Annotated in this window: 24 protein-coding genes; 12 read left to right on the top strand and 12 right to left on the bottom strand. The window is 67.1% G+C overall.

Annotation, left to right across the window (positions count from 1 at the left end; genetic code table 11):
* The first annotated feature begins 13 nt into the window (after positions 1-13).
* On the top strand, positions 14-2,734 hold the full coding sequence (gene infB / locus RSO01_RS24765) for a translation initiation factor IF-2 (protein WP_147152429.1): 2,721 nt from the start codon (positions 14-16) through the stop codon (positions 2,732-2,734).
* Positions 2,735-2,834: 100 nt separating this feature from the next.
* Positions 2,835-3,239, top strand: coding sequence for a 30S ribosome-binding factor RbfA (gene rbfA / locus RSO01_RS24760; RefSeq protein WP_147152428.1), 405 nt, complete (start codon positions 2,835-2,837; stop codon positions 3,237-3,239).
* Here the strand turns inward: rbfA and RSO01_RS24755 are convergent.
* Positions 3,226-5,442, bottom strand: a complete 2,217-nt coding sequence (locus tag RSO01_RS24755) for a spermine/spermidine synthase domain-containing protein (protein WP_147152426.1) — start codon at positions 5,440-5,442, stop codon at positions 3,226-3,228. The genes rbfA and RSO01_RS24755 overlap by 14 nt on opposite strands.
* Positions 5,443-5,639: 197 nt before the next feature.
* Here RSO01_RS24755 and truB point away from each other — a divergent pair, with 197 nt between their 5' ends.
* The 4 genes from truB to RSO01_RS24735 all read left to right on the top strand — a co-directional run bounded on the left by truB (position 5,640) and on the right by RSO01_RS24735 (position 9,895).
* Positions 5,640-6,539: a tRNA pseudouridine(55) synthase TruB gene (gene truB / locus RSO01_RS24750; protein WP_147152424.1), complete on the top strand. Its 900-nt coding sequence runs from the start codon at positions 5,640-5,642 to the stop codon at positions 6,537-6,539.
* Between the two features lie 17 nt (positions 6,540-6,556).
* Positions 6,557-6,826, top strand: a complete 270-nt coding sequence (rpsO, locus tag RSO01_RS24745; RefSeq protein WP_147152422.1) for a 30S ribosomal protein S15 — start codon at positions 6,557-6,559, stop codon at positions 6,824-6,826.
* Positions 6,827-7,050: 224 nt separating this feature from the next.
* Complete coding sequence (pnp, locus tag RSO01_RS24740; RefSeq protein WP_147152510.1) at positions 7,051-9,198, top strand: polyribonucleotide nucleotidyltransferase; 2,148 nt, start codon at positions 7,051-7,053, stop codon at positions 9,196-9,198.
* A gap of 64 nt (positions 9,199-9,262) precedes the next feature.
* Positions 9,263-9,895 (top strand): dioxygenase family protein, encoded by a 633-nt coding sequence (locus RSO01_RS24735; RefSeq protein WP_170303332.1) that lies wholly within the window; start codon positions 9,263-9,265, stop codon positions 9,893-9,895.
* Positions 9,896-9,966: 71 nt separating this feature from the next.
* Here RSO01_RS24735 and RSO01_RS24730 read toward each other — a convergent pair whose 3' ends face one another.
* Positions 9,967-10,617, bottom strand: coding sequence for a glutathione S-transferase family protein (locus tag RSO01_RS24730; protein ID WP_147152418.1), 651 nt, complete (start codon positions 10,615-10,617; stop codon positions 9,967-9,969).
* A gap of 38 nt (positions 10,618-10,655) precedes the next feature.
* Here RSO01_RS24730 and RSO01_RS24725 point away from each other — a divergent pair, with 38 nt between their 5' ends.
* Positions 10,656-11,165 carry a hypothetical protein gene (locus tag RSO01_RS24725; protein WP_147152416.1) on the top strand — a complete coding sequence of 170 codons (510 nt, stop codon included), beginning with the start codon at positions 10,656-10,658 and terminating at the stop codon, positions 11,163-11,165.
* 12 nt (positions 11,166-11,177) lie between these two features.
* Here RSO01_RS24725 and RSO01_RS24720 read toward each other — a convergent pair whose 3' ends face one another.
* The 4 genes from RSO01_RS24720 to fabA form a co-directional block, all read right to left on the bottom strand.
* The gene (locus tag RSO01_RS24720) at positions 11,178-11,606 is read right to left on the bottom strand and encodes a hypothetical protein (protein ID WP_170303331.1); all 429 of its coding nucleotides are present in this window, start codon (positions 11,604-11,606) and stop codon (positions 11,178-11,180) included.
* A 73-nt stretch (positions 11,607-11,679) separates the two neighbouring features.
* Positions 11,680-12,471 (bottom strand): enoyl-ACP reductase FabI, encoded by a 792-nt coding sequence (locus RSO01_RS24715; RefSeq protein ID WP_147152508.1) that lies wholly within the window; start codon positions 12,469-12,471, stop codon positions 11,680-11,682.
* Positions 12,472-12,664: 193 nt separating this feature from the next.
* A complete protein-coding gene (fabB, locus tag RSO01_RS24710) occupies positions 12,665-13,903 on the bottom strand; it encodes a beta-ketoacyl-ACP synthase I (protein WP_147152411.1) in 1,239 nt (412 codons plus the stop codon).
* Between the two features lie 4 nt (positions 13,904-13,907).
* On the bottom strand, positions 13,908-14,441 hold the full coding sequence (fabA, locus tag RSO01_RS24705) for a 3-hydroxyacyl-[acyl-carrier-protein] dehydratase FabA (protein ID WP_147152409.1): 534 nt from the start codon (positions 14,439-14,441) through the stop codon (positions 13,908-13,910).
* 134 nt (positions 14,442-14,575) lie between these two features.
* Here fabA and irrA point away from each other — a divergent pair, with 134 nt between their 5' ends.
* The 4 genes from irrA to RSO01_RS24685 all read left to right on the top strand — a co-directional run bounded on the left by irrA (position 14,576) and on the right by RSO01_RS24685 (position 17,577).
* Positions 14,576-14,983, top strand: coding sequence for an iron response transcriptional regulator IrrA (irrA, locus tag RSO01_RS24700; protein WP_147152407.1), 408 nt, complete (start codon positions 14,576-14,578; stop codon positions 14,981-14,983).
* Between the two features lie 147 nt (positions 14,984-15,130).
* A complete protein-coding gene (locus RSO01_RS24695) occupies positions 15,131-15,550 on the top strand; it encodes a rubrerythrin family protein (RefSeq protein ID WP_092823920.1) in 420 nt (139 codons plus the stop codon).
* 87 nt (positions 15,551-15,637) lie between these two features.
* Entirely contained in the window at positions 15,638-16,993 is a 1,356-nt protein-coding gene (locus tag RSO01_RS24690; RefSeq protein WP_147152405.1) for a heterodisulfide reductase-related iron-sulfur binding cluster, read from the top strand.
* Positions 16,990-17,577, top strand: a complete 588-nt coding sequence (locus RSO01_RS24685) for a DUF3501 family protein (protein WP_147152403.1) — start codon at positions 16,990-16,992, stop codon at positions 17,575-17,577. Before RSO01_RS24690 ends, RSO01_RS24685 begins: the two co-directional genes overlap by 4 nt.
* Positions 17,578-17,616: 39 nt before the next feature.
* Here RSO01_RS24685 and RSO01_RS24680 read toward each other — a convergent pair whose 3' ends face one another.
* From RSO01_RS24680 to RSO01_RS24670, 3 genes are read right to left on the bottom strand one after another with little or no spacing between them, the layout of a single operon-like run.
* Positions 17,617-18,519, bottom strand: coding sequence for a cell envelope integrity TolA family protein (locus RSO01_RS24680; protein ID WP_147152401.1), 903 nt, complete (start codon positions 18,517-18,519; stop codon positions 17,617-17,619).
* A 55-nt stretch (positions 18,520-18,574) separates the two neighbouring features.
* Positions 18,575-19,615, bottom strand: a complete 1,041-nt coding sequence (locus RSO01_RS49540) for a TonB family protein (protein WP_147152399.1) — start codon at positions 19,613-19,615, stop codon at positions 18,575-18,577.
* Between the two features lie 36 nt (positions 19,616-19,651).
* Complete coding sequence (locus RSO01_RS24670) at positions 19,652-20,188, bottom strand: SH3 domain-containing protein (protein WP_147152398.1); 537 nt, start codon at positions 20,186-20,188, stop codon at positions 19,652-19,654.
* A 156-nt stretch (positions 20,189-20,344) separates the two neighbouring features.
* Between RSO01_RS24670 and RSO01_RS24665 the strand changes: the two genes are divergently transcribed.
* The gene (locus RSO01_RS24665) at positions 20,345-21,340 is read left to right on the top strand and encodes a 2-hydroxyacid dehydrogenase (protein WP_147152396.1); all 996 of its coding nucleotides are present in this window, start codon (positions 20,345-20,347) and stop codon (positions 21,338-21,340) included.
* Positions 21,341-21,402: 62 nt separating this feature from the next.
* On the opposite strand, the gene RSO01_RS24660 is transcribed toward RSO01_RS24665, so the two are convergent.
* Genes RSO01_RS24660 through RSO01_RS24650 form a run of 3 tightly spaced genes read right to left on the bottom strand, consistent with a single transcriptional unit; the run spans position 21,403 to position 24,131 of the window.
* The gene (locus RSO01_RS24660) at positions 21,403-22,305 is read right to left on the bottom strand and encodes a YihY/virulence factor BrkB family protein (protein WP_147152394.1); all 903 of its coding nucleotides are present in this window, start codon (positions 22,303-22,305) and stop codon (positions 21,403-21,405) included.
* Between the two features lie 2 nt (positions 22,306-22,307).
* Positions 22,308-23,726, bottom strand: a complete 1,419-nt coding sequence (locus RSO01_RS24655; protein ID WP_147152392.1) for a 1-acyl-sn-glycerol-3-phosphate acyltransferase — start codon at positions 23,724-23,726, stop codon at positions 22,308-22,310.
* Between the two features lie 18 nt (positions 23,727-23,744).
* Positions 23,745-24,131 (bottom strand): MAPEG family protein, encoded by a 387-nt coding sequence (locus tag RSO01_RS24650; protein WP_147152391.1) that lies wholly within the window; start codon positions 24,129-24,131, stop codon positions 23,745-23,747.
* Positions 24,132-24,178 lie beyond the last annotated feature (47 nt).

Here is a 24,178-nt window from a genome sequence, read left to right as displayed (position 1 = left end):
GACAACACGACATATGACGGAACAGAAAGAGCAGACCAAGCCGACCAAGCCGCTCACGCTTTCGACGACGACGCGCGCGGGCGCGGCGCCGGCGAAGAGCGCGGGCGACACGCAAGTGCGCCAGAAGTTCTCGCATGGCCGCACGCGCGTGGTGGCGGTCGAGGTCAAGAAGCCGGTGAAGCGGCCCGGCGCGCCGAATGCGCCTGCGGCCGCGGCACCTGCGGCTGCCCCCGCAGCCGCCCCGGCGGCGCCAGGCGGCGGCCGTACCCTTAAGCTGGGCGGCGGCGGCGCCACGACCGCACGGCCGATGCCGTCGCGTTCGTCGAACGACGCTCGTTCCGGCGGCGCCGTGCTGAGGACGCTGACGGAAGAGGAGAAGGAATCCCGCGCCCGCGCCCTGGTCGACGCCAACCGCGACGCCGAGCAGGCCCGCCAGCGTGCGGCCCAGGAAGCGGCCCGCCGCGCCATCGAGGACGAGGCGCGCCGCAAGGCCGAAGAGGAGCACAAGAAGCGGCTGGCCGCGGAAGAAGCGCGCAAGAAGGCCGAGGAAGAGGTCAAGCGCAAGGCCGATGCCTTGGTGCAGAAGCGCCTCGACCAGGCCGCCACCGCCTCGCCGCAGGCGCCGATCGCGCGCCAGGCCGAGGAGATCAATCCCGGCGCCGCTCCGCAGGCGGCAGCCCCTGCCGCGTCGGCGCCCGCCGCACCGGTTCGCCGTCCGCCGGGCGCACCCACCGGCGGTCAGTCGGCCGACGCGCTGCGCCGGCCGCCGATGCGGCCTGCCATCGTCAACAAGCGCCTGCCGCAGCCGCCGGGTGCGCGCCGCGAGGCGCCCAAGCGCCGGTCGGACAAGGTCGACGTTGGCCGTGCGGTCGAGGGCGAGAACGATTTCCGCAGCCGGTCGGCGGCGCAGATGCGCCGTCGCCTCGAGCGTGATCGCCGCCGCGAGCACGCCAGCGAGCCGCAGCAGAAGGTCTATCGCGAGGTCACGATCCCTGAGACCATCACGGTCCAGGAGCTGGCCCAGCGCATGTCCGAGCGCAGCGCCGACGTCGTCAAGACGCTGATGCGCATGGGCGTGATGGCGACCATCAACCAGGCGATCGATCCCGACACGGCCGAGCTGGTCGTGACCGAGATGGGCCATCGGCCCAAGCGCGTCGCCGAGGGCGACGTCGAGACCGCCCTGACGGAAAGCGTCGATGCGCCCGAGACGATGCTGCCGCGGCCGCCCGTGGTCACCATCATGGGCCACGTCGACCACGGCAAGACCTCGCTGCTCGATGCGCTGCGCGCCACCGACGTCGCGGCGCACGAGGCGGGTGGCATCACCCAGCATATCGGCGCCTACCAGGTCACCCTGCCGTCGGGCCAGAAGATCACCTTCCTCGACACGCCGGGCCACGAGGCCTTCACGGCCATGCGTGCGCGCGGCGCCAAGGTGACGGACATCGTCGTCCTCGTGGTGGCGGCCGATGACGGCGTCATGCCGCAGACCAAGGAGGCGATCGCCCACTCCAAGGCGGCGGGCGTGCCGATCATCATTGCCATCAACAAGATGGACAAGGCCGGCGCGGATCCCAACCGGGTGCGCACCGAGCTCCTGCAGGACGAGATCCAGGTCGAGCAGCTGGGCGGCGACGTCCAGTCGATCGAGGTCTCGGCCACCAAGAAGATGAACCTCGACAAGCTCGAGGAAGCGATCCTGCTGCAGTCCGAGGTGCTCGAGCTCAAGGCCAATCCCGACCGCGCCGCCGATGGCGTCGTGGTCGAAGCCCAGCTCGATCCGGGCCGCGGCTCGGTGGCGACCGTGCTGGTGCAGCGCGGCACGCTCAAGGTCGGCGACGTGCTGGTGGCCGGCGCCGTGTGGGGCCGCGTCCGTCGTCTCGTCGACGACCGCGGCAACGCGGTCGACAGTGCGGGTCCGGCCTTCCCGGTCGAGATCCTGGGCCTCGACGGCACGCCGCAGGCGGGCGACGAGTTCCACGTCATGGAGAGCGAGGCGCGTGCGCGCGAGGTCGCCGACTTCCGTGCCCGCCGCGACCGCCAGGCCCAGCTTGCCCGCGCCGCGGGCGGCCGCGGCACCCTTGAGGAGATGATCAAGGGCATCCGCGAGGGCACGGCCAAGGAGCTGCCGGTGCTGATCAAGGCCGACGTGCAGGGATCGGCCGAGGCGCTGGCCGGCGCGTTGACGCGGCTTTCCACCGAGAAGGTGGCGACCCGCGTGATCTACTCGGGCGTCGGCGGCATCAGCGAGGCCGACATCACGCTCGCCAAGGCGTCGGGCGCGCTGATCATCGGCTTCAACGTGCGTGCGAACCCGCAGGCGCGCGAGATCGCCAAGCGCGACAAGATCGACATCCGCTACTACTCGATCATCTACAAGGTGACCGAGGACATCCAGCAGCTGATGGTCGGCCTGCTCGACCCGACCTACAAGGAGACGTTCCTCGGCAATGCGCAGATCCGCGAGGTCTTCCGCATCACCAAGGTCGGCAACGTGGCCGGCTGCATGGTCACCGAAGGCAACGTCAAGCGCGGCGCCAAGGTGCGCCTGCTGCGCGACAACGTGGTGATCCACGAAGGTACGCTGAAGACGCTGCGTCGCTTCAAGGAAGAAGTCCGCGAGGTGCAGCACGGCTTCGAGTGCGGCATGGCGTTCGAGAACTACGACGACATCAAGGTCGGCGACGTCATCGAATGCTTCGACGTCGAGGCAGTCCAGCCGACCCTGTAAAGGTTGGGGCGCGCCACTCCAGTGGCGCGTCTTCTCGACCTCGCAAACATGAAAGATCGCGCCGCTGGAGTGGCGCGCCCCCAGCGAAGGATAGAGCTGGATGTCCCGCCGTCGCCCGTCGGAGCGTGAGAAAAAGGGCCCGAGTCAGCGCCAGCTCAGGGTCGGCGAGGAACTGCGCCATCTGCTGGCCGAGCTCCTGGAGCGCGGCGACATGCGAGATCCGGAGCTGCGCGACGCCTCGATCACCGTCACCGCGGTCGATGTCAGCCCCGACCTGCGCAACGCCACCGCCTTTGTGATGCCGCTGGGCGGCCAGGACGAGGAGCGCCTGCTCGCCGCCCTGCGACGTGCAGCCCCCTGGTTCCGCGCCCGCGTCGGCGAGAAGGCGCAGCTGCGCTACGCGCCGGAGATCCGCTTCCAGGTCGACCGTACCTTCGACGAAGCCGACCGCATCGGCCAGCTGTTGCGCCGCCCCGACGTGGCGCGCGACATCAAGGACGATTGAGGTAGTACTCGTCGCGCGGAAAGAAGTCGGTGTTGGGCGCGCTCGCCGGCACCGTCCTCCCGCTGTTCAAAACCTCGACCTTCTTGTCCTCGAACCATTTCAGGAGCTCGGCACGGTCGATCCGCGCCGACGTGAGATGGATGTCGATCTCCGGCCGCTCGAGCAATTCCAGGATCTTCTCGCGTGAGTAGGGGATCGGCCGGTCGCTGCCCAGCAGCGCCGGATGGACCATGATTACGTAGGGAAAGACCGCGCGGAAGGTTTCGATGGTGCGCTCGGTCGGCGCCCACTGCACGTAGATGCCGCCCGGCGCCAGCTTGGACTGGACCTGGCGGAAGAATTCCTGCGAGTTCAGCAGCCCCGACAAGCCGGTCTTGGGCAGGATCGCGTCGGCTTCGATCACGTCGTACTTCGTGGGATCGAGCGCGAGCGAATGCCGTCCATCGGCGATCACGACTTCGTACTTGGGATTGCCGAGCAGGCCATCGACGCCCGACTTGCCCTTGTCGCCGAGATAGCGCCGCAGCGTGTCGATGACCGGCGCCACGATCTCGATCACGCGCACGCGGTCGGTGCCGGGGTGAAGCCCCGCGGCGTAGGGCGTGCCGCCCGTGCCCGACCCGATCACCAGCACGCGTTTGGGCGCGGGATGAGTGAGCGGCCCGATCGCGCCCAGGAAGACGTGGACGGTGTCGAACGGCAGCCGGCTCTGAGAATGGCCCTGGATGTAGAGCTTGCCGTCCTGCCCGTTGGCCATCTTCAGGACGCTCAAGCCCGTCTTGTCCTCGGCGATGATCGCCTTCTCGGTCGTGAGCCCGTGCAGGCGCCGCCAGAAATCGCGATCTGGCGGAAAGAACGCCAGACCCAGGATCATCAGCAGCGCCGGCGGGTAGACCCAGCGTGCCCCCGGCGATGTCGCGATCTGCAGGCAGGCGAAGCCAAGCCCGATCGCGACCAGCAGCAGCAACGTGCCGGCGGTGCCGAAGAGATCGAGCAGCATCAGGCCGGCCACCAGGCTGCCGGCACTGTTGCCGACGATGTTGGCGAGCTGCACCAGGCCGACCCGCTGACCGAGACGGTCGATGTCGCTCTGCACGGCCTTCTGCACGACGGGGAAGGAGAAACCCATGATAAAGGAGGCCGGCAGGACCACGATCAGCAGCAGGATCACGATCAGGGCGACGTCGGCCGGCCGCCCGCTCATGATGTCGTGGTCGACGAAAGTGACGGGCAGGATGCCCACGCCGATCGCCCAGTGGACGAACCACGCGCCCGCCAGCGCCAGCGCCGTGGCGATGCCTTGCATCAGGAAAAAGAAGCGTCGCGGGTCGGCGATGCGATCGATGGTGCGGGCGCCGACCAGCAGGCCCGCTGCGTCGCCCAGCAGGAAGACCGTCAGGACCAACGAGAAGCTGTAGCCGTTGGACTGCAGCAGCACGCCGATCAGGCGGTACCAGACGATCTGCAGCGCCACGATGAGAAAGCCGCTGATGAAGACCAGCAGCGACCAGCGCCAGACGACACCGCCATCGGTGTCCTCGGGACGAACCTTGGGAGGCGCCTTGCTGTCGGCCATGCCGAGGCCGCGCGCCAGCAGCAGGCCGCCGACGGCGACGACCAGGTTCAGCGCGGCGCCGACATGGATCGCCTTGTCGAAGCCGAAAGTGCCGATCAGGTACCAGCCGCCGACGAATGCGCCGACGCCGGCGCCCAAGGTGTTGAGGCCATAGAGCCAGCCGATCAGCTTGGCCGAGCCCGAGATCTCGCTCACTACTGCCTTCGAAAGGAACGGCAGGGAGCAGCCCATCAGGAAGGTCGGCCATAGCAGGCCCGCGAACACCACGGCGAAGATCACGCCGCGCGAGGCAGAGAGCGGCAGCAGCTCGCGATAGATGACGTCGTAGTAGAGCCAGGGGCTGGCGATGGCGAAGGCCGCGATGCCGACTTCGCAGAGGGCGAAGGCTAAAAGCGCGGCGCGACGGGACAGGCGATCGGCCAGAAGGCCTGCCGCCAGGCTGCCGATGCCGAGGCCGAGCAGGAAAGCGCCGACGACCAGGGCGGCCGCGATGGTGTCGGCGCCGGCGAATAGGCCGAGCAGCCGATGCCAGGCCGTCTGATAGACCAGGGCCGCCGCACCGGAGAGAAAGAACAGCCCAAAAAGCACGGACCGCCTGAAGCGATCCGGCCGCGTCGCCCCCGTCATGAAGGCAGCCTGCCTGAAGCGGCGACTGGCGCGCAACGGAATGTGGGCTTAGGAAGCCTCATGTTCTTTGGACCGCAGGCCTCCAGGCCCGCTCATGCTCATGCTCTTCTGGACCGCGCGCGTCTCGCGCGTCTCATTGGGAGCGCGGGCCTCTGGCCCGCTCATGAATTCGATGCGGGCCGGAGGCCCGCGCTCCCGTGAAGAGAAAAGGCGACAAGGTCGACGGGTGGGTGATCCTCGACAAGCCGGTGGGGCTGGGCTCGACGCCGGCGGTCGGCAAGGTGCGACGGTTGTTCGGCGCGCAGAAGGCGGGGCACGGCGGCACGCTCGATCCGCTGGCGAGCGGCGTGCTGCCCATCGCGCTCGGCGAGGCGACCAAGACCGTGCCCTTCGTCATGGATGGGCGGAAGGAGTACCGCTTCACGCTCCGCTTCGGCGAAGCGCGCTCGACCGAGGATCTCGAAGGCGAGGTCACCGCCACCAGCGACGTGCGGCCCGCCGACCAGGCCATCCGGGCCGTCCTGCCGCGCTTCGTCGGGACCATCCAGCAGATGCCGCCTGCCTTCTCGGCCCTCAAGATCGACGGCAAGCGGGCCTATGACCTGGCCCGCGCCGGCGAAGCCGTCGATCTCAAGCCCCGGCCCGTGTCCATCGAGCGCCTTGAGCTCATGGGACGTCCTGACGCGGGCCATGCAGATTTCGTGGTTTCCTGCGGCAAGGGCACCTACATCCGGTCCCTCGGGCGCGACTTGGCGCTGGCCCTGGGGACCGTCGGACACCTGAGTTTCCTGCGTCGGACCGCCGCCGGGCCGTTCCGGGAAGAGGCGGCCATTTCGCTTTCCAAACTGGAGGCCCTCGGGCATATTCCCGCGCTTCTCGGGGCCCTGGCCCCCGTCGAGACCGCGCTGGACGACATCCCGGCGCTGGCCCTGACGGAGGCCCAAGCGGACCGGCTGCGCCAAGGCCAGCCGGTGCTCTTGACCCGGGACGTACCGCCGTCCGGCGCCCTTTTACGCGCCGAGGCCGGCAGCAAGCTGGTCGCGCTGGTCCGTTCGGACGGCGTGGCTCTCAAGCCGGTACGCGTCTTCAACCTTTAAGTCGATGGAGAGTCCCGATGTCGATCACAGCCGTCCGCAAGGCGGAGCTGATCAAGTCGTATGCCCAGGCCGAGGGCGACACCGGTTCGCCGGAAGTCCAGGTCGCGATCCTGAGCGAACGTATTTCCAATCTCACCGAGCACTTCAAGGGCCACGCGAAGGATCACCATTCGCGCCGCGGTTTGCTGAAGCTCGTCGGCCAGCGCCGGCGCCTGCTCGACTACCTCAAGGCCAAGGACAACAAGCGCTACGACACGCTGATCGAGCGCCTGGGTCTGCGTCGTTGAGTTTCACGGCCCCGAGTTCATCCACGGATGGATCGGGGCCTTTTCGCGTCGCGTCGTTCGGTCCCCGTAACAGTTCTGCCGACTGACGCGACTTTCGAAGTAACCGGGAGGGCAGGGGCGAGAGCAAAGGCCCGACCCGGTCCTGCCGATGCAAGGGCATCGGTGGGCGGCGCCGCCAGACGGGGGCGAACGCCGTGTAGGAAAGGAAGATGGATATGAGTGACATGTTTCAAGTGTTCCGCAAGGAGCTGGACTGGGCCGGCCGCAAGCTGATCCTCGAGACCGGCAAGATCGCGCGCCAGGCGGACGGCGCGGTGTTGGCGACCTACGGCGGCACTACGGTGCTGGCCACCGTCGTGTTCGAGAAGAAGCCGAAGCCTGGCCTCGATTTCTTCCCGCTGACCGTGAACTACCAGGAGAAGGCGTTCGCTGCCGGCAAGATCCCGGGCGGCTTCTTCAAGCGTGAAGGCCGGCCGTCGGAGAAGGAGGTGCTGACCTCCCGCCTGATCGATCGTCCGATCCGGCCGCTGTTCCACGAGAACTACAAGAACGAGACGCTGGTCGTGATCACGACCCTGGCGCACGACATGGAGAACGATCCCGACATCGTGTCGATGGTCGCGACGTCCGCGGCGCTGACCATCAGCGGCGTGCCGTTCATGGGCCCGATCGGCGCCGCCCGCGTCGGCTACCTCGACGGCAAGTACGTGATCAACCCGACGCTCGAGCAGACCGCGAAGAGCGACCTCGACCTCGTCGTCGCCGGCACCCAGGAAGGCGTGCTGATGGTCGAATCGCAGGCCAAGGAGCTCAGCGAGGACGTCATGCTGACGGGCGTGATGGAAGGCCATCGCTCCTTCCAGCCGGTGATCGAGGCGATCATCCAGCTGGCCGAGCATGCCGCCAAGGAGCCGATGCCGCTCACCGAGCCGCCGGAGGCTGCCAAGACCGTGGCTGACCGCCTGAAGGCCGAAATGAGGGCCAAGATGGCCGAGGCCTACACCGAGACCCAGAAGCTTGCCCGCCAGGCCAAGGTCGGTGCGGTCAAGACCGAAGCCAAGGCGCTGTTCGAGGGCGACGAGGCCGCTCTCGCCGTGTTCGGCGAGCAGTTCGGCAACCTCGAGGCCGAGGTCGTGCGCGGCGCCATCCTCGACACCGGCAAGCGCATCGACGGCCGCGACACCAAGACCGTGCGGCCGATCGTGGCCGAGGTCGGCGTGCTGCCGCGCGCCCACGGCTCCTCGCTGTTCACCCGCGGCGAGACCCAGGCGCTGGTCGTGGCCACCCTGGGCACCGGCCAGGACGAGCAGATCATCGACGCGCTCGAGGGCGAATACCGCGAGAGCTTCATGATGCACTACAACATGCCTCCGTACGCGGTCGGCGAGGTGCGTCGCATGGGCTCGCCCGGTCGTCGCGAGATCGGCCACGGCAAGCTTGCCTGGCGCGCGCTGCGCCCGCTGCTGCCGGGCAAGGACAAGTTCCCCTACACGATCCGCATCGTGTCGGAGATCACCGAGAGCAACGGCTCCTCCTCGATGGCCTCGGTCTGCGGCGGCTCGCTGTCGCTGATGGATGCCGGCGTACCGATGGACCGCTCGGTGGCGGGCATCGCCATGGGCCTGATCAAGGAAGGCGACCGCTTTGCGGTGCTCTCCGACATCCTGGGCGACGAGGATCACCTCGGCGACATGGACTTCAAGGTCGCCGGCACCGAGAAGGGCATCACCGCCCTGCAGATGGACATCAAGATCACCTCGATCACCGAGGAGATCATGAAGGTGGCGCTGGGCCAGGCGAAGGACGGCCGCCTCCACATCCTGGGCGAGATGGCCAAGGGCCTGGGGGGCGCGCGTGACTCAGTCAGCCAGAACGCGCCGCGCATCACCCAGTTCACGATCCCCAAGGACAAGATCCGCGAAGTGATCGGCACTGGCGGCAAGGTGATTCGCGAGATCACCGAGACCACCGGCACCAAGATCGACATCGAGGACGACGGCACCATCAAGGTCGCCGCGGTCGACGCCAAGCAGGGCCAGGCCGCGATCGACTGGATCAAGGGCATCGTCGCCGAGCCGGAAGTGGGCGTGATCTACAACGGCAAGGTCGTGAAGACCGTCGAGTTCGGCGCCTTCGTGAACTTCCTGGGCGCCCGCGACGGCCTGGTCCATATCTCCGAGCTGGCGCCGCGCCGCGTCGCCAAGGTGACCGACGTGATCAAGGAAGGCGATCAGGTGAAGGTCAAGGTCCTGGGCGTCGACGACCGCGGCAAGGTCCGCCTCAGCATGAAGGCGGTCGACCAGCAGACCGGCGAGGACATCTCCAACAAGCCGCGCGAGGATGCGGCGCCTGCGCCGGTTGCCGGCGAGTAAGGCACCAAATGGTAACGAAAACGGCGGCCTTCGGGCCGCCGTTTTTGTTTGTAGGATTGGCGGGATGAAGACCTCGACCTCCCGCCGTCTGCTGCTGGCCGGCGCCGGCGCCAGCCTGCTTCCTTTTGCTTCGGCTCGCGCCGCCGGCTTGATTGCCACGCCGCAACAGACCGAAGGGCCGTTCTATCCGACGGCTTTCCCGGCCGACATGGACAACGATTTGGTGCAGGTCCGTGGCCAGCAGGCGCGCGCCATGGGCACGGTGCTGCACCTGGAAGGCCGCGTGCTCGACCTCAACGGCAAGCCGGTCGATGGCGCGATTGTCGAGATCTGGCAGTGCGATGCCCAGGGCATCTACGACCATCCGCGCCAGCCCGGGCGCGACAGGCGCGATTCGGCGTTCCAGGGCTACGGCCGCCTGCTGGTCAAGGCCGACGGCCGCTACACCTTCCGCACGCTGACGCCAGTCGCCTATCCGGGCCGCACGCCGCACATCCATTTCAAGGTCGCGACGTCGACCGGCAAGATGCTCACCAGCCAGTTCTATATCGCCGGCGAGCCGAGCAACGAACGCGACGGCGTCTTCCGCGGCATCCGCGACCCCCGTCAGCGCGAGCTGGTCGAGATGAAGTTGCAGCCGGCGCCTGGGCTCGAAGCCGGCGCGCTTGCAACATCAATGGACATCGTCGTCAGCTGACACGTCATGCTCTTCCGGACCGCGCGCTAGGTCGCGTCAGACGCGACCCAGCGCGCGGTCCGGAAGACATTCTACCGAGGCGCGGCGCCTGCGAACTCGGCGTCCTTCTTCGGAATGAGATCGTAGGGCAGCGCGAAGCCCGGCATCGCCATCAGCCGGTCGCGCCATGCGGCGAGATTGGGTCGCGCGTCGAGCGACAGGCCGCCTTCGGCCGCGAACACCATGCGGCCCCAGCAGCCGATATCGGCGATCGAGCAGGAATCACCCACCAGCCATTCGCGGCCCTGAAGCGACTTGTCGGCGAAATCGAGGGCGGCCTCGGCGAGCGGGCGGAAAAACCTTACGATGTCTTGCGACACATCGGGACGGAAGCGGGCGAAATGACGGACGCGCGCCACGTTGGTGATGGCGTCGTTCTCCCAGGAGAGCCATTCGCGGGCCTGCCAGCGATGCTGCTCCGTTTTGGGCTCGAAATGGCCAGTGGTCCGCGCGAGATAATCGAGGATCACGTTCGACATCACCAGCGTGAGATCGCCGTGGCGCAGCACCGGGACCTGGCCATAGCGGTTGATCGCGAGGTGGCTCGCCTCCTTCTGCACACCGTTCTTGAGATTAACGGTGCGAAACGAGAACGGCAGGCCGCTGAGCGCCAGGAAGAGCATCGGCTTGTAGCTCGAGCTCGAGGTGAAGCTGCCGTGCAGGATGAGGCGGTCCGCAGTCATGGTGGCGCAATGGTGCCGCAATGCGTAGTGTCGTGCACATGAAATTCGCGGTTTTCGTCGGCCGCCTGGCGGGGGTTCTTCTCTGCGTTGCGATCGCCACTGCAGCGTCGGCTCGCGAGCTGCGACATCCGGCCCGCGCTGTGCCGGCCTTCACCGTGCAGGTTCCCGACGACTGGACCTACAGCGTCGGTACCGACAACGCTCTCGTTGCCGTCAGCCAGGACAGATCGACGTCGATCGTCCTCTCCTTCGGGGCTGACAGCGGGTCACTCGAGGATGTCACCAGGGTAATGTTCCTTGCCGCGGGTGTTGCGACACCGGCCGACAAGACACCGGCATCGATCTCGGGCCTCGCGGGCTTCTCGTTCGAGTCGACGATGAAGAATGGAAAGGGCGAACTCCTGCAGTTGAAGCTCACGATCGTGCGAGTCGGCGAACGCCGCCACGGCACCGCGACCCTGCTGCAGTACGCCGGCAATTCGCCCGAGCAACGGCAATTCGCCGAAAGCGTCATGCGGAGCGTTCAGATCATTGGCGCGGGGCGATGATCCGAAGCGACCTTACTTCAGGCTGTCGAACGGCGGCCGCCTGTCGAGCGGCGTGATCAGCGGGCCGGAGAACGTGAAGTAGCTCTGCCTGACGTTCTTGGACTGGCATTCGGCGTCCATCGCCGCGTCGCTGGCGCCGGTCGTGGGATAGCGAACATTGGCCATCACGGCTTCCACCAGCTCGGCGTTCTGCTTGGCCTCGCTACCCGCCGCCTTGAGCTTGTTGAGTGCCGCCTCGGTCTCGGTGTGGACCACGAGATAGTTGAAGGGCAGCATCCCCGGCTCGTCGCGGATGCAATAGAAGATCAGCGTACGGTCTGCCGCGTATGCCTTGGCGGTGGCGAGGACCTGCTGAAAGCGCACGGGCGTGAGCGGTTCGGCGATGGCAATCGACGGCAACGCGCCACACACGATGCTGCAGGCGAGCAGTGAAGCGATCAAGCGCACGAGGTGCGTATAGCGCCGATGAGGCTCACCGGGCTACCGCGTTGCGACGGCGGGCGCGCGCCCAGCGCTACTCCGCGTTGCCGTTCTCGCTCGCCTGCGGCGGCATGCCGATGGCGTGGTAGCCGGCATCGACATAGTGGACGGTTCCGGTGACGCCGGCGCTGAGGTCGGACAACAGGTAGAGTCCCGCACCGCCGACATCGGTCAGCTCGACATTGCGCCGCAAGGGCGAGGCCTCGCGCGACACGCGATAGACGTAACGGGCGCTGCCGATCACCGCGCCGGCCAGGGTGCGCATCGGGCCGGCCGAAATGGCGTTCACGCGCACGCCCTGCGGGCCGAGATCGGCCGCGAGATAGCGCACGCTCGCTTCCAGGGCGGCCTTCGCCACGCCCATGACGTTGTAGGACGGCATGACGCGCGTGGCGCCCTCGTAGGTCAACGTGATCAGGCTGCCGCCCTCGGTCATCAGCGGCAGCGCACGGCGTGCGATGTCGGTGAAGGAGTAGCAGGAGATGGTGAGGCTGCGCTGGAAGTTGGCCTTGGTGGTGTCGACGTAGCGGCCCTTCAGCTCCTCCTTGTCGGAGAAGGCGATGGCGTGGACCACGAAGTCGAGCCGGCCCCATTCCTTCTGCAGGCGGGCGAACAGCCGGTCGAGGCTCTCCTCGTTCTCGACGTCGGCTTCCTCGATGATCCTGGAGCCGAGCTTCTCGACCATCGGCAGCACGCGCTTGCCGAACGCCGCTCCCTGGTAGGTGAAGGCCATCTCCGCGCCCGCCGCATGCAGCGCCGTGGCGATGCCCCAGGCGATCGAGCGATCGTTGGCCACGCCCATCACCAGGCCGCGCTTGCCGGCCATCAATTTCGGGACTTCGGGGAGATCGACTGCCTTGGATTGCGTGTGGGTAGAGGGGCTTGCCGTCCCGCCGCCGGAAGCATCGAGGGCGGCCGAGAGGGTCCGGTCGATGGGCATGATGCCTCTTCTTAGTTAGGATGGACGTTCAAAGAAAATGACAAATTGTTGCCCAGCGTTTCAGCAACACCGCACAAGTTCAGCCGTCGTAACGCGAGAACAGCAGGCAGGCGTTGGTGCCGCCGAAGCCGAAGCTGTTCGACATCACGGTGTGCAGGCCGGCATTGTCGATGCGCTGGCGCGCCACCGGATAGTCGCCGACGCCGGGGTCGGCATTCTCGACGTTGGCCGAGGCCGCGACGAAGTCTTCCTTCAGCATCAGCAGCGAATAGATCGCCTCGTGCACGCCGGTCGCGCCCTGGCTGTGTCCCGTCAGCGACTTGGTCGAGCTGACGGCCGGCAGCTTGTTGTTGCCGAAGACGGTGCGGATGGCGTCGAGCTCGGTGATGTCGCCCACCGGCGTGGAGGTGCCGTGGGTGTTGATGTAGTCGACCGGCGCGTTGCGCCGTGCCGCGCCGGGGAAGCCGTCAATGGCGAGCTTCATGCAGCGCACCGCGCCTTCGCCGGAGGGCGCCACCATGTCGGCGCCGTCGGATGTGGCGCCGTAGCCCACGACCTCGGCATAGATCTTGGCGCCGCGGGCGCGGGCCACTTCCAGATCTTCCAGCACCAGGATGCCGCCGCCGCCGGCGATCACGAAGCCGTCGCGGTCCTTGTCGTAGGCGCGACTCGCCCGCGCGGGCGTGTCGTTGTACTTCGACGACATGGCGCCCATGGCGTCGAACAGCACCGACAGCGTCCAGTCGAGCTCCTCGCCGCCGCCCGCGAACATGCGGTCGGCCTTGCCGAGCTGGATGCATTCGACGGCGTTGCCGATGCAATGCGCCGAGGTCGAGCAGGCCGAGCTGATCGAGTAGCTGAGCCCCTTGATCTTGTAGGCCGTCGCGAGGTTGGCCGAGACGGTGCTGCACATGGCCCGCGGCACCATGAACGGGCCGACGCGCTTGGGCCCCTTCTCCTTGGCGATGATGGCCGACTGCACGATAGCGCCGGTCGTCGGCCCGCCTGAACCCGCGACCAGGCCGGTGCGCTCGTTGGAGATCTCGGCCTCGCCGAGGCCCGCATCCGCGATCGCCTCTTTCATGGCGAGATAGGCGAAGGCCGCACCGTCGCCCATGAAGCGGCGCAGGCGGCGGTCGACCAGCTCGTCGACGTTCATCTTGAGCGTACCCGCGACCTGGCTGCGGAAGCCGAGCTCTTTGTACTGCGGGACGAACTCGATGCCGGACTTGCCGTCCTTCAACGATTTCGTGACCTCGGCGGCGTTGTTGCCGATCGGGGACACGACTCCAAGGCCGGTGACGACGACACGTTTCATGCGGTCAGCTCGCTGCAGCCGAAACTTCGGCGGCGTCCTGGAACAGTCCGACCTTGAGGCCCATGGCCTCATAGACCGGCTTGCCATCGGCATGCACGAAGCCGTCGGCGATGCCCAGGACCAGCTTGCGCAGCATCACGCGCTTGAGATGCACGTGGAATGTGAGCTTCTTCACCGTCGGCACGATCATGCCGGTGAACTTGACCTCACCCACGCCCAGCGCCCGGCCGCGGCCGGGAGCCTTCATCCAGCCCAGGAAGAAGCCCAGGCACTGCCACAGGGCGTCGAGTGGCAGGCAGCCCGGCATCACCGGGTCGCCCTTGAAATGGCAGTCGAAAAACCAGAGGTCCGGCTTGATATCGAGCTCGGCCACGATCTCGCCTTTGCCGAAATTGCCGCCGGTCTCGGCGATCTTCACGATCCGATCGAGCATCAGCATCGGCGGCAACGGCAATTGCGCGTTGCCGGGCCCAAACAGCCGCCCCCGCGCGCATTCGATCAGATCCTCGAAAGTATAGCTGCTCTTCTTGTCGCTCACGCTCACCGTCCCACGCCGCCCGAAACCGGGATCGAAACCAGAATAAGGAGGCCCGCCGTCCAGCGCAAACCGCCGAATCAGGGTCAGACGGCCCTTTTCAGGCCGCTTTTGGCTGCTTACATATGGGCGTCACAATGTCCGGTACCAGCCCCGACTTCACGGTCCGCCTGCGCGAGGCCGGTTTGCGCCCCACCCGGCAACGGGTGGCGTTGGCGCGCCTGCTGTTCGAGGGCGAGCACCGCCATGTCACGGCCGAAAGCCTGCATGCCGAGGTCAAGGCGACTCGCATGCCTGTGTCGCTGGCCACGGTCTACAACGCGCTGAACCAGTTCCGCGACGCCGGGCTGCTGCGCGAGGTCGTGGTGGCGCCGGGCCGGTCCTACTTCGACACCAATACCGGCCACCACCATCATTTCTTCGTCGAGAACGACGGCGAGCTGCACGACTTCCCGTCGGAAAAGGTGACCATCGCCGGCCTGCCGACCCCGCCCAAGGGCACTCGGATGTCGAGGGTCGACGTCATCGTGCGCGTACGCCGCTAGCGCCTTTTGAGGCGCTACTTGCGAGTCGCTTGCAGTTCTTAGAACTGTTCTAAACAACTTGACGGGATCGCGCCGGCTGGACCAATATCGCGCCGCCAGATCGGCCGCGCGCCGGTCGCCTAGCCTTAAATATCAAGGAGAAAAGCCATGGCGAACCTCAAGGGATCCAAGACCGAGGACAATCTGAAGGCGGCATTCGCGGGCGAGAGCCAGGCGAATCGCCGGTACCTCTACTTCGCCCAGAAGGCCGACGTCGAAGGCTACAATGATGTCGCCGCCGTGTTCCGTTCGACCGCCGAAGGCGAGACCGGCCATGCGCACGGCCATCTGGAATTCCTCGAAGTGAGCGGCGATCCGGCGACCGGCCTGCCGATCGGCCCCACCGGCTCCAACCTCAAGGCCGCGATCGCGGGCGAGACGCACGAGTACACCGACATGTATCCGGGCATGGCCCGCACCGCGCGCGAGGAAGGCTTTGCCGAGATCGCCGACTGGTTCGAGACCCTGGCGAAGGCCGAGAAGAGCCACGCCGGCCGCTTCCAGAAGGCCCTCGACACGATGGCCTGAGCCTTTTCAGGCTTTATAAGAAGGGGGCCCTACCGGGTCCCCTTTTTCGTCCTGCTACACGATTGATCGATCGAGAACGGCACTGACATGCGCGAAGGCAGCCTTGAAGCCCCCGTCCGCCATGCCCTGGACTGGCAGAACCCGTGGTTCTGGGATGAGAAAGCGCTCGAGAAGGAGATGGAGCGCGTCTTCGACATCTGTCACGGCTGCCGGCGCTGCTTCAATCTCTGCGATTCCTTCCCGCGCCTGTTCGACCTGATAGACAACGGCCCGACCGGCGAGCTCGACGGTGTGAAGAAGGAGGACTACGCCTCGGTCGAAGAAGCCTGCACGCTTTGCGACATGTGCTTCATGACCAAGTGCCCGTACGTGCCGCCGCACGAATGGGCGCTCGATTTCCCGCATCTCATGCTGCGCCATCGCGCCGTGAAGGCGCGCAAGGAGGGCATCGACTTCGTCGAGGCCCAGCTCGCCGACACCGACCGCATGGGGCGGCTCGGCACCTTCACGGCCGGCATCGCCAACTTCGTGAGCGACGAGCACAACAAGATCACGCGTCCGGCCTTGGAGAAATGGGCCGATATCCATCACGGCGCACGCCTGCCGAAATATGCCGGCGAGACCTTCGTGATCCGCGCCGCGCGCGAAGGCGTGGCGCTGAACGAGGCCGCGCCCGCCTTCGGCAAGCGCAAGGCCGTGCTCTATGCCACCTGTTACGTGAACTTCAACAACACCGGCATCGGCGCCGCCGCCCGCGCGGTGCTGGCCAGGAACGGCGTCGCCACCGAGGTCGTCCATCCCCATTGCTGCGGCATGCCGAAGCTCGAACTGGGCGACCTCGAAGGCGTCGCCGCCGCGGCGCGCCAGGTGACGGACGCCCTGCTGCCCTGGGTCGACAAGGGCTACGACGTGATTGCGCTGACACCCTCCTGCGCGCTGATGCTGAAGTTCGAATGGCCGCTGATCCTGCCCAAGGATCCCGCGGTCGACCGATTGTCGCAGGGGACGTTCGACATCTCCGAATACGTCGTCGACATCGCGAAGAAGGAAGGCCTCGCGCCCGGCCTGCAGACCATCGAAGGTGGCGTCAGCGTCCATCTGGCTTGCCATGCGCGGGCGCAGAACATGGGCGCGAAGGCGGCCGAGATGCTGCGCCTGGTGCCGAAGACGCGCGTCGCCGTGATCGAGCGTTGCAGCGGCCATGGCGGCATCTGGGGCGCGCGCACCGAAAATTTTGAGACCGCGGTGAAGGTCGGCAAGCCCGCCGCCCAGGCCGCGATCAAGAACGACACCAGCTTCGTTGCCTCGGAGTGCCCGTTGGCTGCCGATCATCTCATGCAGGTGATGGAACTGACGGCAGGTGACCAGACGTTGAAACCTTCGCGGGCCAATCATCCCATCGAGCTGATGGCACAGGCCTATGGACTGACGGTGAAGCCATGACGCCGCGCGCAATCGAAGTCTCCGCCATCCTGCCGCTCACCGAATACGTGAAGGTGCGGGCCGAGCGCCGGCGGCAGATTTCCGAGATCAAGAAGAACCGCCGGCTGGAAGTCGGGCCGTTCGCGACGTTCTATTTCGAATCCTACGAGACCATGCTGCACCAAGTGCATGAGATGCTCTTCATCGAGAAGGGCGGGCCGGCGCAGATCCCCGACGAGCTCGCGGCCTACAATCCGCTGATCCCGCAGGGCAGCGAGTTGGTCGCCACGGTGATGTTCGAGATCGACGATCCGGTGCGCCGCGCCCGCGTGCTGGCGACCCTGGGTGGTGTCGAACAACAGGCCTTCATTCGTGTCGACGGCGAGGTGATCCGCGGCGTCCCCGAAGACGACCAGGAACGCTCGCGCGAGGACGGCAAGGCCTCGTCGGTGCAGTTCATCCGCTTTGCTTTCACTGCGGCTCAGGTCGCGGCCTTCCGCAGCGGTGCCGGCGATGTCGTGGTGGGCTTCGACCATCCCAACTACGGCCACATGGCGGTGATGCCGCAGGCCGTGCGCCACGCGCTGTCTGCCGACTTCTCTTGAATTCTTCCGGACCGCGCGCGACGCGCGCGGTCCGGAAGATTAACGACGTGCCGGCGGGCCGTAGTTCATCCGCAGAACCAGGATCACTGGATCACCCGGCATGTTGCTCGGCACCGGCGGGAAGGGTGCCGCCTTGCGGATGGCCTCGAGCTCGGCCTGGTCGATGACGGGAACGCCGCTCGACGTATCGATGCGGGCGTCTATGAGGCCGCCGTCGCGATTGATGGTGACCCGCGTCACCACGCGTCCTCCGAGGTGGTTGTCGCGCGCCGACGCCGGATAGACACGATAGCGCTCGAGCTGGCGAAAGACGCGCGACAGGTAGTCGTTGCGCTGACGGCCTTGTCCCGCGAACTGATCTGGCGGGTTGGGGCCGGTCAAGGGCGCGGGTATCGACGCCGGCGCCTCGGTCGCCGGTCTCTGCTGTGCCGGCGGGGCAGGCCGCGGCGGCATCGGCTGGGTGCGTTGCGCAGGCCTGGGCGGTGCGGCGGCTGGTGGCTTGGGAAAGTCGCGCGAGGTTGGCGCCGGCGGCGGCTCGGGCACCGGCGGCACGGAGAATTCGTAGATCGGCAAGGTCGGCACCGGCTCAGGCTGGGGCACGGCCTGCGAGGACTGCGAGGGTTGTGCGGGCTCGCTTGAAGGCTGCGCAGGCGCCAGCGCCTGTTGCTGCTCGGGCTCGCGGTTGGGCTCGGTCGACGGTGCCGGGCTGGCGGCCTGCGATTCGGCCGGCGGGCCGGTCCTTGCCGGATCCTGCAGGCCGACATTCGACGGCGAGCTGTCGAACATCACCATGATCGGCTCTTCCTGGGATTCGGTCGGCTGCAGCGGCGAAAACAACCAGATGCCGGCGCCGATCAAGACATGCAGCACCACCGCCAAGGCCACGGCGGCCGGCGGCATGCGCTGCTCCACGCGTGAAGGGACGATGCTGGCGTCGGTCACGGTGGTCTCGTTCTACGTCCGCAGGCGGGTGGCGGCTAGGCTGGCGCCAGGCCCGTCAGTTTCGTCGGAAGTTGAGCGGCAGGACGAAGGTGTGTTGCGGCCCCGTGATGTCGTCGGGCAACGGACTGTAGGGAGCGGCCTGACGGACCATGTTGAGGGTGAAATTGTCCAGCGACGGCGATCCGCTGGAGCGGCTGACGCCGACATCGACGAGGCGACCGTCGCGGGCGATCGTGATTCGCAGCACAACGGCGCCGGCTTCGGCCGTGGCGTTGCGGATGAACTGCTGCTGCTGCGAGAGCTTCTGGGCAATGTACCAGAGGTACTGGTCTTCCAGGCGCTTTTGGCCATAGGCATTGGCCGGATTGACCAGGTTCGGCGCCTGGCGCGAGGCCTGCTGGTCGCGTGGCGGCGGTGGCAGATTGGCGAGCGGCGAGGATTGGAGCGCCGGCTGCTGCTGTGGCCGAGGCGGCGGCGGTGGAGCCGGCTGCACGCGCTGCTGGGTCGGCGGCTGCGCCTTGGGAGCAGGCGGCGGCGGCGCCGGCGGCCTTGGGACTTCCTGCGAGGTGACCGGTGGCGGTGGCGCATCGAGCGGCGGCAGTTCGCTTTCGAGCGTGCGCGATGGCGGTGGCGGCGGTGGCGGGGGAGGCGGCGTGGCGAGCGCCTGCTGCTGTTCGACCTTGGGTGGGTCGGGCTGGGCCGCCTCCTGGGCCGGCGTCTCGGGCTTGGGCGGCGCAGGGTTCTCGACGCCGGGTGCGGCCTTGGGATCGGGGTTTTGGGCGAACGGCGTTATGCCGAGCCGCATCGGCGCTGCGGGCGCAGGCGCCGGCGGCGGTGGCGCTGCCGCAGGCGGCGGGGCAGCTGCCACCGGGGCTGGCGGCTCAGGCGTTGGTGGCGGCTTCGGCGGCTCGACCGGCTTCGGAAGCTCGCTCTCCACGGTGATCGCGATGGGCTCGGGCGTGGTGTCGATGTAGCGCAGCGGCGAGATCCAGAAGAGCGCTGCCGCGACGGCAAGATGCAGCGTCGTCGTCATCGCCACGGCGACGGGCGACATATGGTCGGAGCGCGCGTAGGAAAGGCTTACTGCGTGGGCCACGGTGACCCCATTTTTACGACCCGCCCGCCGGGGCGGCTAGTTGATTGGCTCGGACTTATAGACGCCCCACATGCCAGTCCGCTCGATCCAGCCGCTGACCCCGGCCGCCTTGACCCGGCACCAGTCGCCCGTGCAGGAGCGGATTTCGCCCACTACCTCGGGCTCCAGCTTGGCCACGACCTCGGCCGAGGGCGCTGGTGTCTTGTGCAGGGCGGCCGGCTTGGCGGCGATGATGAAGCTGCGCTTGCCGCTCAGCAAACTCTGGTGGACCCAGCCACTCGCCCCCTGCCAATCGCGGATTTTCCGCCAATTATCGAACTCGGCGACGATCTCGACCGGCATGCTCTTGCGCTTGAAGACCCAGTCCACGGGATAGCGCGAACCGGGGCCGGTGCGGACGTTGACCTCGTCGGATCGCAGCGAGGCAAAGCGGGGAATCGGCAGGCCCGAGCCCTTCCTTTGCTGGGCGCTGGCCGACTTGTCGGCAGCCTGCGGGGCCGCCGTGCCGGGCAGCCCGATGGCCGCCAACGCGACGAAGCTTGCCCAAAGCCGGACCGACGATCGGATTCCCATCGACGCCTATATACCCCAAATCTTCGTGTCGGGCGACAACCACTTGAAAGAATGGGCTTTTTCGTCCCAGGGCGCGATATGTTCCCCGGCTGGACAAGGCGCGCTTTGTGTTGCTAATCGGGCTGATCCCCTGACGTGCGAGCCGGTCCCGATTACATGCCGACAAGTTCCAAGAAAAAGCCGCTGGTAATCGTCACCCGGAAACTGCCGGATGCGATCGAGACCCGGCTGATGGAGCTGTTCGACACTCGGCTCAATGCCGACGACAAGCCGCTGACCTCGGCCCAGCTGGTCGAGGCCGTGAAGGCGGCCGACGTGCTGGTGCCGACCGTGACCGACCGCATCGACAGCCGCGTGCTGTCGCAGGCCGGGCCGCGGCTGAAGCTGATCGCCTCGTTCGGCACCGGCGTCGATCACATCGACCTCGACACCGCCCGTCAGCGCGGCATCACCGTCACCAATACGCCAGGCGTGCTGACCGAGGACACGGCCGACATGACCATGGCGCTGGTGCTGGCGACGGCGCGGCGCATGGGCGAGGGCGAGCGCATGGTGCGCGCCAACCAATGGACCGGCTGGAGCCCGACCGCGATGCTGGGCGCCAGGCTGCTCGGCAAGCGCATGGGCATCGTCGGCATGGGCCGCATCGGCCAGGCGCTGGCGCGCCGCGCGCGCGGCTTCGGGCTTGCCATCCACTATCACAACCGCAAGCGCGTTCACGGCGACATCGAGCGCGAGCTCGAGGCGACCTATTGGGAGAGTCTCGACCAGATGCTGGCGCGCATGGACATCGTGTCGGTGAACTGCCCGCACACGCCGGCGACGTTCCACCTGCTTTCGGCGCGGCGGCTCAAGCTGATGAAGGCCACGGCCATCATCGTCAACACCGCGCGCGGCGAGGTGATCGACGAGAACGCCCTGGTGCGCATGCTGAAGGCGGACGAGCTCGCCGGCGCCGGCCTCGACGTCTACGAGCACGAGCCGCAGGTCAATCCCAAGCTGCTCGAGCTCGACCGCGTCGTGCTGCTGCCGCACATGGGCTCGGCGACGCTGGAAGGCCGCATCGACATGGGCGAGAAGGTGCTGATCAACATCAAGACCTTCGCCGACGGCCACAAGCCGCCGGATCGGGTCTTAGCCACAATGTTTTAAGGGAGCGCGGGCCTCTGGCCCGCCTCTTGATCATGAGCGGGCCGGAGGCCCGCGCTCCCATCCTAAAGATCCCCCTCCACCATCTCCCTTCGGCGTTCATGGATCAGCACGTCGCGCGTCGAGCGGCCGATCTGGGCGCCGAGCAGGATGGTGAGCGAGGTCCAGTACATCCACACCATGATGGCGGCGAAGCCCGCGGTGGCGCCGAAGGCCGAGGTGAGCTGCGTCACCTCGAAATAGTACACCAGCGCGCGGTTGCCGGCGGCGAACAAGAGCGCATTCACCGCACCGCCGATCAGGGCGTAGCGCCAGCGCACGCCGCCGCTCGGCAGCCACTTGTAGATCAGGGTGAAAAAGCCCGACAGCAGCCCGTAGTGGACGAACACCGATATCGCCGGTCCGATCCAGACGCCCAGTACCGGGAACTTCTCCAGCACGCCGGCGTAGGCTGAGAGCAGCACGCTCGCCAGGATGACCGCGATCAGCAGCACGCCGAGCACGATCATCATCGCCAGGGCCAGCAGGCGCGACTGCAGGGTCGCCAGCACCGGCTGGAGCGGGCTCACCGGATGCAGCACATGAACGGCGGTCGTGCTCCAGATGGCGTTGATGCCGTCGTCGAGCTCGACGAAGACGCGGCTGCCCGTATAAACCAGCACGACCGCGCCGATGATGGCCGCCACACCGCCGCCGCGGAACAGTTCCTGCGAGGCGAAGCGCTTGATGCCCTGCAGCTGGTCCGGCTGCAGCACCGTGCCCAGCACCTCGAACACCGCCTCCTGCGCCATCAATCGGCCGACGATCGGTTCGGCCACGGTGATGCTGAAGATCATGATCGGGCCGATGGCGAACATGGTGTAGAACGCCATCGCGGCGGCCGAGGTCGACAGCCGGTTGGTGAAGAAGCCGAGGCCCACCGAGTAGGCGATGTTCCAGAGCGTGCGCGGCAGCGAGAATGGGGTCATCGTCAGCGCAGATGGGCGATGGCGTTGGCGTAGTAGGCGAGCACCGGCCGTTCGGCGGCCACCGCCGCGAACAGGCCTGCTTCCGGCTCTTCGACCATATGGCGCAGCTCCAGCATGCGCAGCCCGACATCGAAGGCATAGTCCCGGTCGCCGCGCGGCAGGTAGAGCTTGGCGCCGCGGCCCTCGAAATGCGCCATCAGGTCGTGGGCCCGCACCTTGAGCTCCAGCTCGTCGAGCGGCTCGCCGGCCTCGAGCAGCACGGTGGCGATCAGCGATACCGGCAGCACCGGCACCAGGCTGGCGATCTCGGCCATGACGTCCTTGGCCAGCCGGCCGATGACCTCGAAGCGCTGGTCCTTGTCGAGGCTGCGCAGGTCGCCATCCGAGGCCGCGGCATGGGTGGCCAGCCAGCCGCGGGCGGAGATGAGCCCGCCGAAATTCACGCAGGCATAGCCGAAGCGGTACCAGCGGCCGCGCAACATCAGGCCGAGCTGGCTGAACCAGAAGCCAAGGGCGGTACGCGCGGCGAAGAGCGCGCCGCGCCGCGGCAGCTCCTTGTCGAGCGAGCGCAGCAGGGTGCGGTCCTCGAGCACGCGGTCGTAGTTCAGCGCCACCGGCACGAAGACGATATCATGGCTGCCCTTGGGATCGAACGATTTCAGCATGTAGTCGAACAGGCCGAGCTTGGGCTCGCGCAGCTTGCCGTCGCGCGACAGGCCGCCCTCGGGATACATCGCCTGGGCGACGCCGGCCTCGGTCGCCATGTGTACGTAGCGCTCGAGCACGCGGCGATAGATCGGGTTGTTGGAGTTGCGGCGCACGAAGTAGGCGCCCATCGAGCGGATGAGCTGCTGCAGCGGCCAGATGCGCGCCCATTCGCCGACGGCGTAGGACAGCGCCGTGCGCTCGGCTGCCAGGAAGGCCACCAGCACATAATCCATGTTGCTGCGGTGGTTCATGACGAACACCACCGTGGTCCCGGGCGAAACGCCCGCCATGGTGCGCTCGTCGGCGAAGCCCAGGCGCACGCGATAGAGGAAACGGGCGACGGCGCGGGCGATCGAGTAGCCCAGCCTGAAATAGATGTAGGCGTTGAAGGTCGGCACGATCTCGCGCGCATAGCGATGGACCTCGGTCATCGCCACCTCGCGCGGCAGGTTGTTGGCGCGGGCATAGTCGTTGGCGGCGGCGACCACCTGGGGGTCGTAGACCAGGCGGTCGATCAGCACCTGGCGCTTGGTGAGCTGGAACGGCTTTATCTCGACGGCCAGCCGCTGGTTGACGCGGTCGATCAGGCGGTTGAGGCGGCGGCGCAGGAACCAGCGGCCGCTCGGGATCAGCAGCCGGTCGAGCAGCGACCAGGCCGCGAACAGGGCGATCGCGGCGAACAGCCAGAGCGGAACGGTGACTGGCTCGCCCATCGTACCGCCCGCTGCCCGCTAGTACTGTTTCAGGTTGAAGCCGGAGTAGATGATCAGGGCGGAGGCCACCACGAGAAGGATGGTCGTGCCGGCCGCGCCGATCGTGCGGCCGAGCGGAATGAAGCCCAGGATGCCGCCGGCATGCAGCACGCGCGCCAGCAGCAGCACGACGGCCATGATCGCCGTGTACCAGTAGCCGTAGAAGTCGCTGACGAAATAGATCAGCACCAGGCAGAGCGGCACGTATTCCATGAAGTTGCCGTGCGCCCGGATCGCCGCCAGCAGTTCCTTGTCGCCGCCATCGCCGAGATAGATCTTCTTCTGCATGCGCATGCGGCCGACGCTGACTGTCAGGGACACGGCAAGCAGGCCGAGCAACCCTGCACAGACGTAAAACACGGGCATCCGACGATCTCCCCCTATTTGGGGGCATTGTATGGTCATGCTCCTCT

This window comes from Reyranella soli (assembly GCF_007992495.1).
GTDB classification, from domain to species: domain Bacteria; phylum Pseudomonadota; class Alphaproteobacteria; order Reyranellales; family Reyranellaceae; genus Reyranella; species Reyranella soli.
This window is presented reverse-complemented; position numbering and strand designations above follow the sequence as displayed.